Origin of the sequence: Streptomyces sp. NPDC102270, from assembly GCF_044766405.1 — a bacterium.
Classification (GTDB): domain Bacteria; phylum Actinomycetota; class Actinomycetes; order Streptomycetales; family Streptomycetaceae; genus Streptomyces.
Map to the genome: position 1 here is coordinate 33,394 of NZ_JBIWLX010000008.1, position 16,973 is coordinate 50,366.

The window sequence follows — 16,973 nt, forward strand, 5'->3', positions numbered from 1 at the left end:
GCGCCGGCCCTCGCAGGGCAGACCCACCGTGCGGCTCAGCCCCGCGCCGGCCCTCGCAGGGCAGACCCACCGTGCGGCTCAGCCCCGCGCCGGCCCTCGCAGGGCAGACCCACCGTGCGGCTCAGCCCCGCGCCGGCCCTCGCAGGGCAGACCCACCGTGCGGCTCACCCCCCGCCGGGCCCGCAGGACCCACCCTGCGGCTCAGCCCCGCGCCGGGGTCACCCCCACCCCCATCACCTCCCGCGCATGACGGTTCGGGACCATCCCCAGACGCCATGCCTGCCACCCCGTGTCCAGGTTCACCCCGCGCTCCAGCAGCAGCCCGTACGCCCCCACGTAGTCGTCCAGCTTCTCGTCCCGGGCCCCGTGCTCCCGGCGGCCCAGTTCCGCCAGTTCCTCCTGGGCGACCGCCGCGCCGATCTCCACGCCGCCCGGTGCCGCGTACGGCAACAGGGTGCAGCGCAGGAAGCGGGCCCAGTCCTCGCCCCGCTGGTCGCCGTAGGAGACGAACAGGGCCACCGCCTCGTCGCACAGCGCGAGGGCCTGCGGGGTACGGCCGTTGCCCGCGTCCACCACCGCCAGTTCGAGGCAGGTCCACGCCTCGCCATGGGCGACGCCGATGCGCTGGAAGTCGGCGCGGGCATCCACCAGAAGCTGACGGGCGAAGCCCGAGTTGCGCAACGAGCCGGTCTGCGCGGCCCGTTGGTCACGGGTGGCACGGGCCGAGTGGTGCCGGGCGCAGGCCAGACCGTAGACGTCCCGCATCCGGGAGAACATCGTGCGCGAGCGCTCCAGCTCGCGGACCGCGAGGTCCAGGTTGCCCGTCTCCTCCAGCGCCTGGCCCAGGTAGTACACCGTCCACGCCTCGCCCCGCGCGTCCTCGTTGTCGCGATGACGGGAGGCCGCCTGGCGCAGCCCGTCCACCGCCGCCGACGGATCCCCGGCCACCAGGCGGGCCCGCGCCAGCTGGGTCAGCGCCCACGCCTCGCCTCGCGCGTCGCGGGTGCGGCCGTACAGGTCGAGGGCGGTTCTGAGCTCCGACTCCGCGCGCGGTACGTCGCCCATGCGCAGCGCCAGCTGGCCGAGCTGGAAGTGGGCCCAGGCCTCGCCGTGGACCGACTCGCCCGCGCGGTGCAGGACCAGGGAGCGGGTGAGGAGGTCCAGGGACTCGGCCACCCGCCCGCGGTCGCGTTCGACGGCCGCCAGGGCGTGCATGGTCCAGGCACGGTCCGTGGCCAGTTCGGGAGGCGACTGCAGGGCCAGCGCCTCCTGGAGCCTCGCCGCCGCCTCGGTCAGCTGGCCCTGGTGGTGCAGGGTGATGCCCAGGGAGCACAGGGCGCGCGCGGCCCCCGCGTCGTGATGGGCCTCCATGTAGAGATCGACCACCGAGGTCAGCGTGGTACGGGCCTTGTCCAGCTCACCCAGCTGGCGGGCGGCGATACCGGTGCGCCACTGCACCGAGCGCACCAGCAGCCCCTGGTCCACCGTCTGCGCCAACTCGCTGATCTCCCCCAGCCGGTAGAGGTCGCCGCGCAGCAGGCAGTAGTCGCACAGGGCGCCCAGAAGGTTGAGGACCGCCCCCTGGTTGACGCCCTCCGCGTGCCTGAGCGCCGCCGTGATGAAGCTCGACTCGTCGTCCAGCCAGCGCAGCGCCTCGTCCAGGGAGGTGAAACCGTGCGGGCTGAAACGGTCCGAGCGCGTCGACATGTTGCCGTCGACCAGGCGCAGCACCGAGTCGGCAAGATCGGCGTAGTTGACGATGAGGCGTTCCTGCGCGGCCGTGCGCTCGGCCGGCTCCTCCTCGTCCACCAGTCTGGCCTGGGCGAACGCGCGGACCACGTCATGGACGCGGTAACGGCTGCCGCGGACGTGGTCGATCAGCCCCGCCCGGGCCAGCGCCGTCAGATGCCGGGTCGCCTCCGTCTCGTCGGTGGCCAGCAGCGCGGCGGCCGCGGCGGCGCCGAGCGAGGAGCGACCGGCCAGCGCGAGCCGGCGCAGCAGCCGGCGGGCCGGCTCCGACTGGTCCGTGTAGCGCAGCCACAGAGCGCGTTCGACGGGTCCGACCGGGCCGTACGCGCCGAGATCCGCGGCGAGTTGGCGCGGGGAGCGGGGGCCCAGGGACGAGCCCGCGATGCGCAGCGCCAGGGGCAGCCCGCCGCACAGCTCCCTGATCCGGTCGGCGGACTGGGCGTCGTAGGGGCCGGTGGCGGACTGCGCGGCCGCGCCCAGGAGCTCCTCGGCGCCCGCCGCGTCCATGGCCTCGACCGGGAGTTCGTGCACCTGGGCGGCGAGGTCCGAGGGCAGGCCGAGCGGCTCGCGCGCGGTGACCAGGACCAGGCTGTCGGAACGCTCCGGGACGAGGGTGCGCACCTGTTCGGGGTCCGAGGCGTCGTCCAGCACGATCGTCACGGGCAGGCCGGTCAGATGCTGGTGGTACAGCTCGCTCAGCCGCTTGACCTGCTGGTCCGGGGAGGAACGCTCACGGAACAGCAGCTGTTCGCGCGGGGCGCCGAGCCGGTTCAGCAGATGCAGCAGCGCGTCCCGGGTGGAGAGCGGGGACTCGTCCGGGTTGTCGCCGCGCAGGTCCACGACGCAGGCGCCGCGGAAGTAGTCCTTGAGGTCGTGCGCCGCCCGTACGGCCAGTGCCGTACGGCCGCTGCCGGGCGGTCCGTGCAGCACGACCACCGTGGGCCGGGTCTCGGTGGTCGCGCGCGAGGCCTGCACCCACTGCCGGATACGGCCCATCTCCGTCCGCCGGTCCGCGAACTCTCCTATCCGCTCGGGAAGTTGACCGAACGACTGCTCCAGCACACTCCTCCCGCGGGCCGCCGCGCTCTTGTCCGTGCCGCGCAGCCGCGGGCCCGCCTTCTTCGGACCGGTCGACGCGCTCAGCACCCGCTGCTGGTCGAGGAAGGGCCGGATTCCCCGTACCTCCAGGGCCGTCAGCCACTGCAGCCGCAGCTGTTCCGGGCCGCCGGGCTGGCCGAGGGCGCCCGCCCGGTGGTGCGCGGCCGGCAGATGCGAGCCGGCCACCTTCACCACGGTCGCCGCCGCGCCCACCACGCCTACAACCACGCCCGCGCCCAGCGCGGTGCCCGCGTCGGTACCGAGGGCCAGGTCGGCCACGGCGGCGGCCAGCGCGGCGACCGCGGCCACCAGCAGCGGAGTCCCGGACGCCTCCTTCGCGTACCGCTGCCCGAAGCTGAGCTGACCGGCCTGCGCCTCGTCCAGCGCGCGGGTGTAGGCCTCGTACTCCTCGGCGGCCGTCTGCGCCATCGCGTCCAGCGATCCCCGGGCCCGCGCGAGCAGCACGGCCCCGTCGACCCGCCCGCCCGACCGCCGCACCTCCTCCTCGACGGCCCGCCCCAACAGCCGTTCGGCTTCCGCCCGATGACTGTCCCGCATGTCACTTCCCCCTCCGGCGGACAACGGCTTCGCCTATGAGTGTCCTTCGAGGCGGGCGGGAGCGCGAGGGGGCAGCGATCACTCGGTTCGGTCGATGTGACCTTCGAATCATTCGCTCGTTCTCTCGGATGTAGTGCTGGTAATCGGGTCGGGGGAGCGTCGTGATCGATCGCAAAGCGAGAGAGCGGGGTGGACTGATTCCGGTCGTGTCGTACGCGCGTACGTCGGAGGACGACCGGCAGCGGGACGGGCACGGTGTGCGTTTCCAGTTGCTGATCAACGAGCGCACTGCGCGAGACCACGGCTGCGTGGTGATCGCGGAATACAGCGACAACGGCCGCAGCGCATCCAAGGAGGGAACGGCGAGGCCCGGGTTCGACCGTCTGATCGCGGATCTGCTGCGCGGGCGCACCGACAGCGGGCAGCGCATCAAGGGTGTCGTCTGTGTCGCGGACGACCGGCTGTATCGCCGGGCTGAGGATCTGGCTCGGTTCCTGGCCGCCCTGACCAGTTCGCCGGGACGGATCCATCTTGATCAGGAGGGGGTGCGAGACCCGTGCTCGCGGGAGGGATTGATGCAGGCGGTGCGGTCGTTGGATGCGGCGGTCACCGAGACACGCATCAGGAGCCGACGCGTGTCGAACTGGCACTGGGCTCGGGCTGTCGAGGGCGTGCCCCACAGCGGACCACGGCCCTTCGGCTGGTTGGAGGACAGGATCACCCTTCACGCCGAGGAGGCGGACCTCGTCGCACGGGCGATCGGCGAGCGCGTTGTGGGGAAGGCGGTCCGGGCCATCGCGCGGGACTGGTGCGAGCTCGGGATCACCGGCACGCGGGGCGGCAGGCCCAACGGGCAGACGGTCACGCAGATCATCACCGCGCCGAGAGTGTGCGGTTACCGGGCCAACAGAGGGCAACTTCTGATCGCGCCCGAGACGGGAGCCCCGGTGCTCGGCCAGTGGCAACCATCGTGCCTCCCGAGGACTGGCAGGCGGTGTGTGCCACGTTCTCGCCCGGGAGCCTCTTCATGCATCGAGGCAGCGGTGCCCCGAGGCGCACCGGCGTCCCCCGACCGGCGCCCCGCCACCTCGGCACGGGCTTTCTGCGATGCGGAGCACGGAGGGCCGACGGCACATTGTGCGGCGGCGCCATGTGCGCTCAGAAAGGGCGGAGCAAACAGAGCCCCTATGTGTACGCCTGTTGCGGCTGCGGGCGCTGCAGTATCAGCGGGCCACTGCTGGACACAGCCCTCGAAAGGCTGCTCTTCGACGAAGGGCCAGAACACGACCGACCGTCCGATGACACACGGCACCGCTGGCAGTACGACATGCCTCTCCATGAGAAGCGGAAGATCGTGGCGTCGGTATTCGTCCACTGCGTCATCCGCCCCGGTGTGAAGGGGCAGCGCTCCTGGGATTTCTCGCGCGTCGAGCCAGTCCGGCGTTGAGCGGATTGGGTGGCAGGGAGCGCGGGACAGCCCGTGAGGCAGGCCGCACTGTCACCTGTCGGTGCCGGTCAGGCACGATGGAGACATGCCGAACCGACTGGCCCACGAGACGTCCCCCTACCTCCTCCAGCACGCGGACAACCCCGTCGACTGGTGGCCCTGGTCGGCCGAGGCCTTCGAGGAGGCTCGGAAGACGAACAAACCCGTCCTGCTGAGCGTCGGGTATTCGAGTTGTCACTGGTGCCATGTCCTCGCCCGGGAAAGCTTCGAGGACGAAGTGGTCGCCGCCTTTATGAACGAGCACTTCGTCAACATCAAAGTCGACCGCGAGGAACGCCCCGACGTAGACGCCGTCTACATGGAGGCCGTGCAGGCCGCCACCGGGCAGGGTGGCTGGCCCATGACCGTGTTTCTGACCCCGGACGCCGAGCCCTTCTACTTCGGCGCCTACTTCCCGCCCTCGCCGCGTCAGGGCATGCCCTCCTTCCGGCAGGTCCTGGAGGGGGTCCGGGCCGCCTGGACCGACCGGCCGGACGAGGTCGCCGAGGTCGCCGGGAAGATCGTGCGGGACCTCGCCGGGCGGGAGATCTCCTACGGCGACTCGCAGGCCCCCGGCGAGGAGCAGCTCGCCGCGGCGCTGCTCGGGCTGACGAGGGAGTACGACGCGCAGCGCGGCGGGTTCGGCGGGGCGCCGAAGTTCCCGCCGTCCATGGTCGTGGAGTTCCTGCTGCGGCACCACGCCCGCACCGGCGCCGAGGGCGCTCTGCAGATGGCCCGGGACACCTGTGAGCGGATGGCCCGCGGCGGTATCCACGACCAGCTCGGCGGCGGCTTCGCCCGCTACTCCGTCGACCGCGACTGGATCGTGCCGCACTTCGAGAAGATGCTCTACGACAACGCCCTGCTGTGCCGCGTCTACGCCCACCTCTGGCGGTCCACCGCTCGCGACGGAGTCGCTGATGGATGCAGCGACCTCGCCCGCCGGGTCGCGCTCGACACCGCCGACTTCATGGTGCGGGAACTGCGCACGAACGAGGGCGGGTTCGCGTCCGCCCTGGACGCCGACAGCGACGACGGCACCGGCAGGCACGTCGAGGGCGCGTACTACGTGTGGACGCCGGAGCAGTTGCGTGAGGTGCTCGGGGAGCAGGACGCCGAGGTCGCGGCGCAGTACTTCGGTGTCACCGAGGAGGGCACCTTCGAGCACGGGCAGTCCGTTCTGCAACTTCCGCAGCAGGACACCGTGTTCGACGCCGAGACGATCGAGTCGATCAGGCGGCGGCTCCTCGACGCGCGTGCGGAGCGCCCCGCGCCCGGCCGGGACGACAAGGTCGTCGCCGCGTGGAACGGGCTCGCGATCGCCGCGCTCGCCGAGACGGGCGCCTACTTCGACCGGCCCGACCTGGTCGAGGCCGCCGTATCGGCCGCCGATCTTCTCGTACGGGTGCATCTGGACGAGCAGGCCCGGCTGTCCCGTACCAGCAAGGACGGGCAGGTCGGGGCGAACGACGGGGTGTTGGAGGACTACGCCGATGTCGCCGAGGGTTTCCTCGCGCTGGCGTCGGTGACCGGGGAGGGGGTCTGGCTCGACTTCGCGGGGTTCCTGCTCGACCACGTGCTGACGCGGTTCACCGGGGCCGAAGGGGCGCTGTTCGACACGGCCGTCGACGCCGAGCGGCTGATTCGCCGGCCGCAGGACCCCACCGACAACGCGGTGCCCTCCGGGTGGACGGCCGCGGCGGGGGCGTTGTTGTCCTACGCCGCGCAGACCGGGTCCGAGCCGCATCGCGCGGCCGCGGAGAAGGCACTCGGGGTGGTGAAGGCGCTCGGTCCCCGGGTGCCGCGGTTCATCGGGTGGGGGCTCGCGGTGGCGGAGGCATACCTCGACGGGCCGAAGGAGGTCGCGATCGTCGGACCGGCGCTGACCGACGACGCCACAAAGGCACTGCACCGTACGGCACTTCTGGGGACCGCCCCCGGTGCCGTGGTCGCGGTGGGGACTCCGGACAGCGATGAACTCCCGCTGCTCGCCGACCGGATCCTCGTCAACGGCGAACCCACCGCTTACGTCTGCCGGCACTTCACCTGTGAGGCGCCTACGACCGACGCGGAGGCGTTGCGGGCGGCGTTGGGCGGCTAGCCTCCGCCAGGGCGTTCGCCACGATCGCCTCCAGTTGTTCGTGGTGTGCGCCCTTCCAGTAGGCGCGGCCGCACGCCTGGCACTGGGCGAAGACGTCGTACGACCGTTCCGTGCCGCCCTCCAGCCGGTCCGCCACCTGCTCCTTGGTGGCCTCGCGGAGCAGGCCGTTGCAGGCCGTGCAGCGGGTCCAGGGGCGTAGTTCGGGGCGGAAGCGGTCCAGGACGTCGCGGAGTTGGTCCTCGGGGCGGGTGCTGTAGACGAAGGCGCCCGCCCAGAGTTCCCTGCGGTGCAGCAGGCCCCGGTCGCGGCTGAGCAGGACCCGTTTCTCGGTCGCCGAGCGGGTGGCGAGGGCGGGGTCGCCGATGTCCAGTGACTCGTACGCCGTGTCCACGCCGAGCAGGCGCAGGCGGCGGGCGAGGGTGCCGAGGTGGACGTCGAGGAGGAAGCGCAGGGGAGCGCCGGGGATCTGCTGGGGGCGGGTGACGGCCGTGATCTCCACGCGGTCGCCCGCGGCGGGGACGTAGGACCGCGGGACCTCGCGGCCGTTGACCCTGAGGGCCCCGACCTCGGTGAGCGGGACGCCGGTGGACTCGACGACGTGGCCGAGGGAAGAGACGCCGTCGGTGGTGAGGGCGGTGGGCCCCCGGCGGCGGCCGCTCGCGACGAACACGGCCAGGCCGGGGGCGAACTCGACGTGGATCTCGGGACCGTTCACCCGGTCAGGATGCCACGGCAAGGGAGCGCGGATTCAGGGCTTTTTCGTCGGCAGGCCCTGGTCCAGGACGTCCAGGGCCTGGTCCACGAGGTCGCGCATGTCGCCCTCGAAGCCGTTCTCCGCCCAGTACATGGAGACCTCCATGAGGCCGCCGATGAGGGACATCGCGTAGACGCGGACCTGGAGGCTGTCCGCGGGCAGACCGGAGCGTTCGGCGAGGGCCTCGCGGAGCAGGCGCCCGGTCTGCGACATGCTCTCGAGCATCCGGGCGCGGACCGCGGGGACCTGGACCCCGAGGTGGGCGCGGACACGGATCGCCTCGGGGTCCTCGGCCATGGTGCCGTCGATGGCCAGGCGCATGACGTGCCGCAGCGAGTCCATCCACGGCTCGTCGGCGGGGCGTGCGCGCAGTTCCTCGGCCAGCAGAGGGTCGTACTCGTCCGTGAGGACGATGTCCTCCTTGGTCGGGAAATAGCGGAAGACGGTCGACGGTGACACCTCGGCCCGCTCGGCGATCTGCTCGACGGTCGTGGCGTCGTAGCCCTGTTCCTTGATCAGCGCGTAGGTCGCGGTGCGGATCGCCTCGCGGGTCTTGATCTTCTTGCGCTCACGGAGACCCAGTTGGGGGCGGTCGGCGGGGGAGAGGGGGGAGCGTGCGGCCGTCATGGGGTTCATTGTCGGGCATCGGCCTCCTCGGCAGCCATGTCCGGGGTGGTCGGGGTCTCGGCGGGGCGGGGTGCGCCCGGCAGGAAGGCCGCGGCGAGCGGTGCGGCGACGAGGGCCGCGATCCCGCAGACCAGGAGGACGACGTCCATGCCGTGGACGTAGGCGCTGTTCGCTGCGGCCAGCAGATCGGCCGAGCCGGTGTGCTGGGCGACCATGTGTGCCGCGACCACGGACTCCCCGGCGGTGGCGGCGGCGTCGGCGGGCAGTCCGGTGACGTCGAGGCGGTCCCTGAAGGTGCCGGCCAGGAGGCTGCCGAGCAGGGCGATGCCGATCGCGCCACCGACCTGGCGCATGGTCATCAGGAGTCCGGAGCCTCCCCCACTGCCTTGAGGGCGTGGGGGGACCCCCAGCCGGCGCGGTCGCGGGGCAGGGCGCTGAGGCCGCCGTTCATGGCGGGGATGAGCGAGAGGCCGAAGCCGAAGCCGGTGAGGGCGAGCCACAATGCGACGAATCCGTAGCCGGAGTCGACTGTCGTACGGCTGCCGAGGAGCCCGGCGAAGGCCAGTACCACCAGGCCGGCGCTCACCGTGGGGCGTGCGCCGAAGCGGGCGACGATCTTGGGGGCGAGGCGGGAGGCGAGCAGCAGTCCGCCCATCATCGGCAGTAGCCGGACGCCGGTGCCGAGGGCGTCGTGGCCGAGGACGGCCTGGAGGAAGGGCGGGAGGACGAACAGCAGGCCGGTCAGGATGAAGTTCACCAGGGTCGCGGCGAGGGTGTTGAAGAGGAAGCCGCGGTGGGTGAGCAGGGTCATGTCGAGCATGGGGCGCTGGACGCGCCGTTCGCGTACGACCAGCCCGGCGATCAGGACGACGGACGCCGCGAGGATGCCGAGGACCAGCGGGTCGCCCCAGCCGCGGGTGGGGGCCTCGATGATCGCGTAGACGAGGGCGCCGAGGCCGCTGACGGTGAGGGCGGCGGAGGGGCCGTCGACCCGGGGGGAGGAGGGGGCGCGGGTCTCGGGGAGGAGGAAGACGCAGGCGGCGATGCCGATCGCGGCCATCGGGACGTTGACCAGGAAGACCGAGCCCCACCAGAAGTGGTTCAGCAGCCAGCCGCCGATGATCGGGCCGAGCGGCAGGCCGAGCGCGGAGGCGGCCGAGACGATGCCGACGGCCTTGGTGCGTTCGTCGGGGGCGAAGAGCGTGGGCAGCACGGAGAGCGCGAGCGGGGTGACGAGGGCGCCGCCGACGCCCATCACCGCGCGGGCGGCGATCACCGCGTTCACATCGCCGGCCAGTGCGCCGACCAGTGATCCGGCGAGGAAGATCGCGAGTCCGGTGATCAGCATGCGGCGCCGTCCGAACCGGTCGCCGAGCAGGCCTGCGGGGAGCATCAGGGCCGCGAGGACGACGACGTAGGCGTCCGCCATCCACTGCTGCGCACCGGTGCATGCTCGCGACGAGGGCGGCCAGGGCCCACCAGCGACGGGGGTCCGGAGTGATGGTTTCCATGAAATGAGAGTAACTTTCAAAAATTATGAACCGTCAATCGAATCCGGCATGCAAAAAGGGCCACGGCTCGGAAGCCGTGACCCTCGAAAGGCGCGGAACGGTCTACGTGTGCTGGTATGCCACCAGCGAGATGCCGATGTAGTGGACGGCGAAGGCGGCCACGGTGAGGGAGTGGAACACCTCGTGGAAGCCGAACCATCGCGGTGACGGGTTCGGCCGCTTCAGGCCGTAGATCACACCGCCCGCGCTGTAGAGCAGGCCGCCGATGACGACCAGGGCCAGAACCGCGACGCCGCCGGCGCGCATGAAGTCGGGCAGGAAGAAGACGGCGGCCCAGCCCATCGCGATGTAGCAGGGGGTGTAGAGCCAGCGCGGGGCGCCGACCCAGAAGACCCGGAAGAGGATGCCGGCCACGGCGGCACCCCAGATGCCCCACAGCAGCAGCCGCCCCTTGCTGCCGGGCAGGAGCAGCATGGTCAGCGGGGTGTAGGTGCCCGCGATGATCAGGAAGATGTTGGCGTGATCCAGCCGTCGCAGGACGCCGTCCATGCGGGGGCTCCAGGTGCCCCGGTGGTACAGCGCGCTCACGCCGAACAGCAGGCAGGCGGTGAGGGTGAAGATCCCGCAGGCGATCCGGCCTCTGGTGGAGTCGGCGAGGGCGGTGAGCGCGAGCCCCGCGACCAGTGCGGCCGGGAACATGCCGAGGTGCAGCCAGCCACGCAGCTTCGGCTTGATGGGCTCGGCCAGGTGGTGGGCGTGCTGCTTGATCTGGTGGGGCAGGGAGGGCGTTTCGGCGTCGTGGGCGGGCGGCGTCATGCCCGGCATCGTACCTACGGGACCGTAGGTTACGCGTGAGTACGGCATGACATCGGCCAAGAGTGGCCATCGTCTCACGGGAGTTGACCAGTAAAGAAACGGTCGAATGAACGCTACGTGTGCGCAAATAAACGCGCTGTGCCCAGAGAAAGCGTGGCGATCCTCACTCCGCTCACCTGTGATGTCCTCTGGACAGATGGGCGCTTCAGTCGGATGATCAAATGAGTGCGGTCGGCACCGGATGAGCGCCAAGGTCACCACCTGAAGGCGCGACAAGCATCCGGGTCGCAGCCCCCACGGGGCCTCCAAACAAAAAATCCCTCATCTAGGAGCAATCGTGGCGCGCGACATCGCGGCTCCCCCCGTCATCCCCACCCAGCACAAGGAACTGATCTCGTGGGTGAACGAGATCGCCGAACTGACCCAGCCGGACAGCGTGGTCTGGTGTGACGGATCCGAAGCGGAGTACGAGCGCCTGTGCGAGGAGCTCGTCGCGAAGGGCACCTTCAAGAAGCTCGACCCGATCAAACGCCCCAACTCCTACTACGCGGCCTCCGACCCGACCGACGTCGCGCGCGTCGAGGACCGCACCTTCATCTGCTCGGAGAAGGAGGAAGACGCGGGCCCGACGAACCACTGGAAGGCGCCGGCGGAGATGCGGGACATCTTCACCGGGGACAAGGGCGTCTTCCGCGGTTCGATGAAGGGCCGGACGATGTACGTCGTCCCCTTCTGCATGGGCCCTCTCGGCTCCGATCTCTCCGCGATCGGCGTCGAGATCACCGACTCCGCCTACGTCGCGGTCTCCATGCGCACGATGACGCGCATGGGACAGCCGGTCCTCGACGAACTCGGCTCCGACGGCTTCTTCGTGCGTGCTGTGCACACGCTCGGAGCGCCGCTGGAGGAGGGCCAGGAGGACGTGCCGTGGCCGTGCAACTCCACCAAGTACATCTCGCACTTCCCGGAGTCCCGCGAGATCTGGTCCTACGGCTCCGGCTACGGCGGCAACGCCCTGCTCGGCAAGAAGTGCTACGCCCTGCGCATCGCGTCGGTGATGGCCCGCGACGAGGGCTGGCTCGCCGAGCACATGCTCATCCTCAAGCTCACTCCGCCGCAGGGCGAGTCCAAGTACGTCGCCGCCGCCTTCCCGAGCGCCTGCGGCAAGACCAACCTCGCCATGCTGGAGCCCACGATCTCCGGCTGGACCGTGGAGACCATCGGCGACGACATCGCCTGGATGCGGTTCGGCGAGGACGGCCGCCTCTACGCGATCAACCCCGAGGCCGGCTTCTTCGGCGTCGCGCCCGGCACCGGTGAGCACACCAACGCCAACGCGATGAAGACGCTGTGGGGCAACTCGGTCTTCACCAACGTGGCGTTGACGGACGACAACGACGTCTGGTGGGAGGGCATGACGGAGGAGACCCCGGCTCACCTGACGGACTGGAAGGGCAACGACTGGACGCCTTCCTCGGACGTCCCGGCCGCCCACCCCAACGCCCGCTTCACCACCCCCGCCGCGCAGTGCCCGATCATCGCGCCCGAGTGGGAGGACCCCAAGGGCGTGCCGATCTCGGCGATCCTGTTCGGCGGGCGGCGCGCGAGCGCGGTGCCGCTGGTGACGGAGTCCTTCGACTGGAACCACGGCGTCTTCCTCGGCGCCAACGTGGCCTCCGAGAAGACCGCCGCCGCCGAGGGCAAGGTCGGCGAGCTGCGCCGCGACCCCTTCGCCATGCTGCCGTTCTGCGGTTACAACATGGGTGACTACATGGGGCACTGGGTCGACGTGGCCAAGGACAAGGACCAGTCGAAGCTCCCGAAGATCTACTACGTCAACTGGTTCCGCAAGAACGACGAGGGCAAGTTCGTCTGGCCCGGCTTCGGCGAGAACAGCCGTGTCCTGAAGTGGATCGTGGAACGGCTCGAGGGCAGGGCCGAGGGCGTCGAGACCCCGATCGGCATCCTGCCGACCAGGGACGCGCTCGACACCAAGGGCCTCGAACTGGCCGACTCCGACCTGGAGTTCCTGCTCACGGTCGACAAGGAGGTGTGGCGGGAGGAGGCGTCCCTGATCCCCGAGCACCTCAACACCTTCGGCGACCACACCCCGAAGGAGCTGTGGGACGAGTACCGGGCGCTGGTGCAGCGCCTGGGCTGATCCCCCGTAAACCCCCGCGGCCGGCCCCGATGGGAGCCCTGACCCGTGATCGTCACGGGCCGGCCGCGGGTGGCGGCACGAGGGCCGTGCAGGCCCTGAGTCACGAAACAGCCCCGCACAACGGCGTGCGGGGCGTGCTGCCGCCTCACTCCCTGGGATGGATTCTGCGTCACGCGCGACCGGCCCGGCGTCGACAGGGCGCACGGTCCCGGCTCACCACGGGGCGGGGACGCGCCCCGTCAGGGGCGCGGGGCTGCATCGATATGCGGCTCCGCCGCGTGGGCGCGACCAGCCACGACGAACCCGCACTCGCCACACGACACGACCCCCTACGGCGATCCGGCACGCCCGCTCAAGCCAACGCGGTGTTGTGGCACCCGGTCCGCACGTCGCTCTGGGTGCGCGCGGACCGGGGCCGTTCAAGGGAGCCGTAGGGCTCAGTGGGTGGACTCGGTGCGGGGGCTCAGTGGGTGGCGAGTTCGCGGGGCTCCAGGGCCGCCGCGTGGGCGTCCATCCGCTCCGCCGCCAGGATCGCCGCCGCCGTGTCCGCACGGGACGCCGCCACCAGCAGCGCGCGCCCGGCCACGGCGTGGGCGCGGTGGTGCAGGTCGGTGAGGTGCGGTTCCGAGTCGACCGAGGTCAGCGACGCGCGAGCCGGTGCGCCGCCGCCCCGCAACCGGGTCACCTGCTCGGCGAGCCGCTCGGCCGCGGTGTCCAGGTCGGCGGAGGGTGCCAGCGCACGCAGCTCGTCCGTGACGGCGAGGAGTGCGGCGAGATGGCCCGCGAGCTGGATGTCCAGCTCTTCCTCGCGGGAACGGTGGGGAAAGTCGGAAGTGGGGCCGGCCATCGTGGAGTGGACCGACTTGGTGCGGATCGGTTCGTACATGGGATGGCCTCCTGTGCAGTCAGGAAACCATCCTAGCTTAGATTTCGTCTAAAGTTGAGTTGAGTGAGTGCGAAGATCGGATCCTCGGTCTACGGCTGCCCGTAACCGTCCAGGAAGTTCCCGATCCGCCCCACCGCGTCCCGCAGGTCCCCGACCGTCGGCAGGGTCACCACCCGGAAGTGGTCGGGCTCGGGCCAGTTGAAGCCGGAGCCCTGGACGACCATGATCTTCTCCTGGCGCAGCAGGTCCAGGACCATCCGCCGGTCGTCCTTGATCTTGAAGACCTTGGGGTCGAGCCGGGGGAAGAGGTACAGCGCCCCCTTCGGCTTCACGCAGCTCACGCCGGGGATCTGGGTCAGCAGGTCGTACGCCACGTCCCGCTGCTCGACGAGCCGTCCGCCCGGCAGCACCAGATCCTTGATCGACTGCCGCCCGCTGAGCGCGGCGACCACCCCGTGCTGTCCCGGCATGTTCGCGCACAGACGCATGTTGGCCAGGACGGTCAGGCCCTCGATGTAGGAGTCGGCGTGCGCGCGTGGGCCGGAGATCGACATCCAGCCCACGCGGTATCCGGCGACCCGGTAGGCCTTGGACATGCCGTTGAAGGTGAGGGTCAGCAGGTCGGGGGCGACCGCGGCCGTCGGGGTGTGCGTGGCGCCGTCGTAGAGGATCTTGTCGTAGATCTCGTCCGAGCAGACCAGCAGGTTGTGCCGGCGGGCGATGTCCGTCAGCCCCTTGAGCATGGTCTCGTCGTAGACCGCGCCCGTGGGGTTGTTGGGGTTGATGATGACGAGCGCCTTGGTGCGGTCGGTGACCTTCCGCTCCACGTCCGCGAGATCGGGCATCCAGTCCGACTGCTCGTCGCAGCGGTAGTGGACGGCCGTACCGCCGGACAGCGACACGGCGGCCGTCCACAGCGGGTAGTCGGGGGCCGGTACGAGGACCTCGTCGCCGTCGTCCAGCAGGCCCTGCATCGCCATCACGATCAGCTCCGAGACGCCGTTGCCGATGAAGACGTGTTCGACGTCGGTCTCGATGCCGATGGTCTGGTTGTGCATGACGACGGCCCGGCGCGCGGCGAGCAGGCCCTTGGCGTCGCCGTACCCGTGGGCCGTCGACACGTTCCGGAGGACGTCCTCCAGGATCTCGGGCGGCGCCTCGAACCCGAAGGCGGCGGGGTTGCCCGTGTTCAGCTTGAGGATGCGGTGCCCGGCCGCTTCCAGGCGCATCGCCTCCTCGAGAACCGGGCCCCGGATCTCGTAACAGACATTGGCGAGCTTGGTCGACTGGATCACCTGCATGTCTGGGAGCTTACGGCCCGGTAACGCTTGACGGGTCGTGTTTTCCGCCACGTGAGACGCGGTGGTTTGGACTGTTATCGCCGGTAGCTGTCCCAGCTGTCACATCCGTCTCTGCAATCCGTCGCCATGTCGAGGCCAGTCGCATACGAGTCCGGGGCGCCGAACGTCTATCAGCCGCGGCCGGCGGAGGTCCCGGCGCACGAGGAGTACACGGATCCCGCGGCCGCGCACGGCTGGCAGAACGCGTACGACGCGACGGCCGAGCTCCCTCGGATCGAGCGCCCCGGCCCGGAGCTCGCCGACCGGCAGCCGAGCGGTCCGCGTTCCGCCGGCCGGGCCGCCCGGCGACGTTCCGCCCGCGGCAGGGGCGGCCGGCGCCCGCGCCGGATGCCGTGGCCGCCGGAGCCGTGGGGGGCGGCGGCGCTGATCGCGGGGCTGTCCCTGTCGTTGCCGGGCTCCTCCTCAGGGCCCGAGCGGGACCCGGAGAACCAGGCCCCATCGGCCTCGGCGGGCTCGAGTGGCGCCACGGACCCGGCCCCCTCCACCCGGGCAGCGGCCCCGGGCGCGACGGCCTCCGGTGGGCCGGCGGTCGGCGTCGGCGTATCCGGCCCCACCATCTCCCCGGACACGTCCGGGGGTCCGCGCGTGAGCGGGAGTCCGTCGGCCGCGGCCTCCTCCGGCACCTCGGCCACCCCTTCGGCGAGCGCCGCCCCGGCCACCGCCGACGGTCCGGGGAGCTCGGACGGCAGGGGACGCGGGAAGGGTGGCGCGAAGAAGCCCAAGTGGCCGTGCGAATGGGTAAGTTGAGCTCGGCGAACAGGAAGCGGAAATGTTCGCCCTGTCCCGGATGTGCAGGTGTCCTCCGTCGAGGGGCGCGGGCTCGGCACAGCTTCTTGTCCAAGTGGCCACCCTTCTTCACAATGTTCATGACAAACTCACGGGCGGCCGGAAGATTTCCGGTCGCCCAAGTCGCAAGAGGGGACCCCCACATGAGAAAGCCTCTCGTCGCCGCGCTCAGCGCCCTGGCCCTGGCCGGGATAGGCGCGGCACCCGCCGTCGCCGCCGAACCCACGGCCCAGAGCGTGGGCAAGAGCGTGGACACCAACACCCCCGTCTCCGTGGTCCAGAACCTGGTCACGTCCGCCACCGACACCCTGTCCCAGGTCACGGCACCGTCGCCCCAGCTCCAGGCCGTGACCCTCGCCGGGACCGTCTCGCTCAGCAACTGTTCCGGCTCCGTCATCCGGTTCCCGAACTCCCTGGACACCGCCCCGGCACTGGTGCTCAGCAACGGGCACTGCCTCACCACCGGCTTCCCCGAGCCCGGCGAGGTGCTCACCAACCAGGCGTCCAGCCGGACCTTCGGGCTGCTCAACTCCTCCGGTACCAAGGTCGCCACCCTGCGCGCCAGCAAGCTCGCCTACGGCACCATGACCGACACGGACGTCTCGATCTACCAGCTCACCAGCACGTACGCGTCGATCAAGAGCGCGTACGGCATCTCCCCGCTCACCGTGCAGGACACGCACCCGACCGCCGGGACCGCCATCACGGTGGCCTCCGGGTACTGGAAGCGGCTCTACAGCTGCAACATCGACGGGTTCGCGTACCGGCTGAAGGAGGGCGACTGGACCTGGAAGGACTCGGTCCGTTACACCTCCGCCTGCCAGACCATCGGCGGCACCTCGGGCTCGCCCGTCATCGACCAGGCCACCGGCAAGGTCGTCGCCGTCAACAACACCGGCAACGAGGCCGGCGAGCGCTGCACGGAGAACAACCCGTGCGAGGTCGACGCGAACGGCAACGTCACCGTCCGCGAGGGCATCAACTACGCCCAGGAGATCTACAACATCCCGGCCTGCTTCACGACCGGCAACCAGCTCAACCTGAGCGCGAGCGGCTGCACCCTGCCCAAGCCGTAAGCC

The 16,973-nt window shown here is 70.8% G+C and carries 11 protein-coding genes and 1 pseudogene; 5 read left to right on the forward strand and 7 right to left on the reverse strand.

The window, feature by feature from the left end; all coding sequences use genetic code 11:
- Positions 1 to 201: 201 nt before the first annotated feature.
- Positions 202 to 3,405: a tetratricopeptide repeat protein gene (locus tag ACIRP7_RS17520; RefSeq protein ID WP_403659676.1), complete on the reverse strand. Its 3,204-nt coding sequence runs from the start codon at positions 3,403 to 3,405 to the stop codon at positions 202 to 204.
- A 206-nt stretch (positions 3,406 to 3,611) separates the two neighbouring features.
- Here ACIRP7_RS17520 and ACIRP7_RS17525 point away from each other — a divergent pair, with 206 nt between their 5' ends.
- The gene (locus ACIRP7_RS17525; RefSeq protein ID WP_403660669.1) at positions 3,612 to 4,802 is read left to right on the forward strand and encodes a recombinase family protein; all 1,191 of its coding nucleotides are present in this window, start codon (positions 3,612 to 3,614) and stop codon (positions 4,800 to 4,802) included.
- Between the two features lie 135 nt (positions 4,803 to 4,937).
- A complete protein-coding gene (locus ACIRP7_RS17530) occupies positions 4,938 to 6,992 on the forward strand; it encodes a thioredoxin domain-containing protein (RefSeq protein ID WP_403659679.1) in 2,055 nt (684 codons plus the stop codon).
- On the opposite strand, the gene ACIRP7_RS17535 is transcribed toward ACIRP7_RS17530, so the two are convergent.
- The 4 genes and pseudogenes from ACIRP7_RS17535 to ACIRP7_RS17550 form a co-directional block, all read right to left on the reverse strand.
- The gene (locus ACIRP7_RS17535; RefSeq protein ID WP_403659682.1) at positions 6,949 to 7,707 is read right to left on the reverse strand and encodes a Mut7-C RNAse domain-containing protein; all 759 of its coding nucleotides are present in this window, start codon (positions 7,705 to 7,707) and stop codon (positions 6,949 to 6,951) included. The two genes, ACIRP7_RS17530 and ACIRP7_RS17535, sit on opposite strands and share 44 nt — an antisense overlap.
- A gap of 33 nt (positions 7,708 to 7,740) precedes the next feature.
- Positions 7,741 to 8,382: a TetR/AcrR family transcriptional regulator gene (locus ACIRP7_RS17540; protein ID WP_403659684.1), complete on the reverse strand. Its 642-nt coding sequence runs from the start codon at positions 8,380 to 8,382 to the stop codon at positions 7,741 to 7,743.
- A pseudogene (locus ACIRP7_RS17545) lies at positions 8,379 to 9,884 on the reverse strand (MFS transporter). Before ACIRP7_RS17545 ends, ACIRP7_RS17540 begins: the two are co-directional and overlap by 4 nt.
- 102 nt (positions 9,885 to 9,986) lie before the next feature.
- Entirely contained in the window at positions 9,987 to 10,700 is a 714-nt protein-coding gene (locus ACIRP7_RS17550; protein ID WP_403659687.1) for a hemolysin III family protein, read from the reverse strand.
- 337 nt (positions 10,701 to 11,037) lie between these two features.
- Here ACIRP7_RS17550 and ACIRP7_RS17555 point away from each other — a divergent pair, with 337 nt between their 5' ends.
- Positions 11,038 to 12,861 (forward strand): phosphoenolpyruvate carboxykinase (GTP), encoded by a 1,824-nt coding sequence (locus tag ACIRP7_RS17555; RefSeq protein WP_403659691.1) that lies wholly within the window; start codon positions 11,038 to 11,040, stop codon positions 12,859 to 12,861.
- A 463-nt stretch (positions 12,862 to 13,324) separates the two neighbouring features.
- Here ACIRP7_RS17555 and ACIRP7_RS17560 read toward each other — a convergent pair whose 3' ends face one another.
- Positions 13,325 to 13,747 (reverse strand): hypothetical protein, encoded by a 423-nt coding sequence (locus ACIRP7_RS17560; RefSeq protein WP_403659693.1) that lies wholly within the window; start codon positions 13,745 to 13,747, stop codon positions 13,325 to 13,327.
- A gap of 89 nt (positions 13,748 to 13,836) precedes the next feature.
- Positions 13,837 to 15,048: a pyridoxal phosphate-dependent aminotransferase gene (locus tag ACIRP7_RS17565; protein WP_403659696.1), complete on the reverse strand. Its 1,212-nt coding sequence runs from the start codon at positions 15,046 to 15,048 to the stop codon at positions 13,837 to 13,839.
- Between the two features lie 126 nt (positions 15,049 to 15,174).
- Here ACIRP7_RS17565 and ACIRP7_RS17570 point away from each other — a divergent pair, with 126 nt between their 5' ends.
- A complete protein-coding gene (locus tag ACIRP7_RS17570) occupies positions 15,175 to 15,855 on the forward strand; it encodes a hypothetical protein (RefSeq protein WP_403659699.1) in 681 nt (226 codons plus the stop codon).
- 182 nt (positions 15,856 to 16,037) lie between these two features.
- Positions 16,038 to 16,970, forward strand: a complete 933-nt coding sequence (locus ACIRP7_RS17575) for a serine protease (RefSeq protein WP_403659702.1) — start codon at positions 16,038 to 16,040, stop codon at positions 16,968 to 16,970.
- The last annotated feature ends 3 nt before the right edge of the window (positions 16,971 to 16,973 follow it).

Excerpts from the sequence above, each read along its gene's own strand:
- ACIRP7_RS17520 (WP_403659676.1), bottom strand. The coding sequence starts at position 3,405 with ATGCGGGACAGTCATCGGGCGGAAGCCGAACGGCTGTTGGGGCGGGCC.
- ACIRP7_RS17530 (WP_403659679.1), top strand. The coding sequence starts at position 4,938 with ATGCCGAACCGACTGGCCCACGAGACGTCCCCCTACCTCCTCCAGCAC.
- ACIRP7_RS17540 (WP_403659684.1), bottom strand. The coding sequence starts at position 8,382 with ATGAACCCCATGACGGCCGCACGCTCCCCCCTCTCCCCCGCCGACCGC.
- ACIRP7_RS17550 (WP_403659687.1), bottom strand. The coding sequence starts at position 10,700 with ATGACGCCGCCCGCCCACGACGCCGAAACGCCCTCCCTGCCCCACCAG.
- ACIRP7_RS17560 (WP_403659693.1), bottom strand. The coding sequence starts at position 13,747 with ATGTACGAACCGATCCGCACCAAGTCGGTCCACTCCACGATGGCCGGC.
- ACIRP7_RS17565 (WP_403659696.1), bottom strand. The coding sequence starts at position 15,048 with ATGCAGGTGATCCAGTCGACCAAGCTCGCCAATGTCTGTTACGAGATC.
- ACIRP7_RS17570 (WP_403659699.1), top strand. The coding sequence starts at position 15,175 with ATGTCGAGGCCAGTCGCATACGAGTCCGGGGCGCCGAACGTCTATCAG.
- ACIRP7_RS17575 (WP_403659702.1), top strand. The coding sequence starts at position 16,038 with ATGAGAAAGCCTCTCGTCGCCGCGCTCAGCGCCCTGGCCCTGGCCGGG.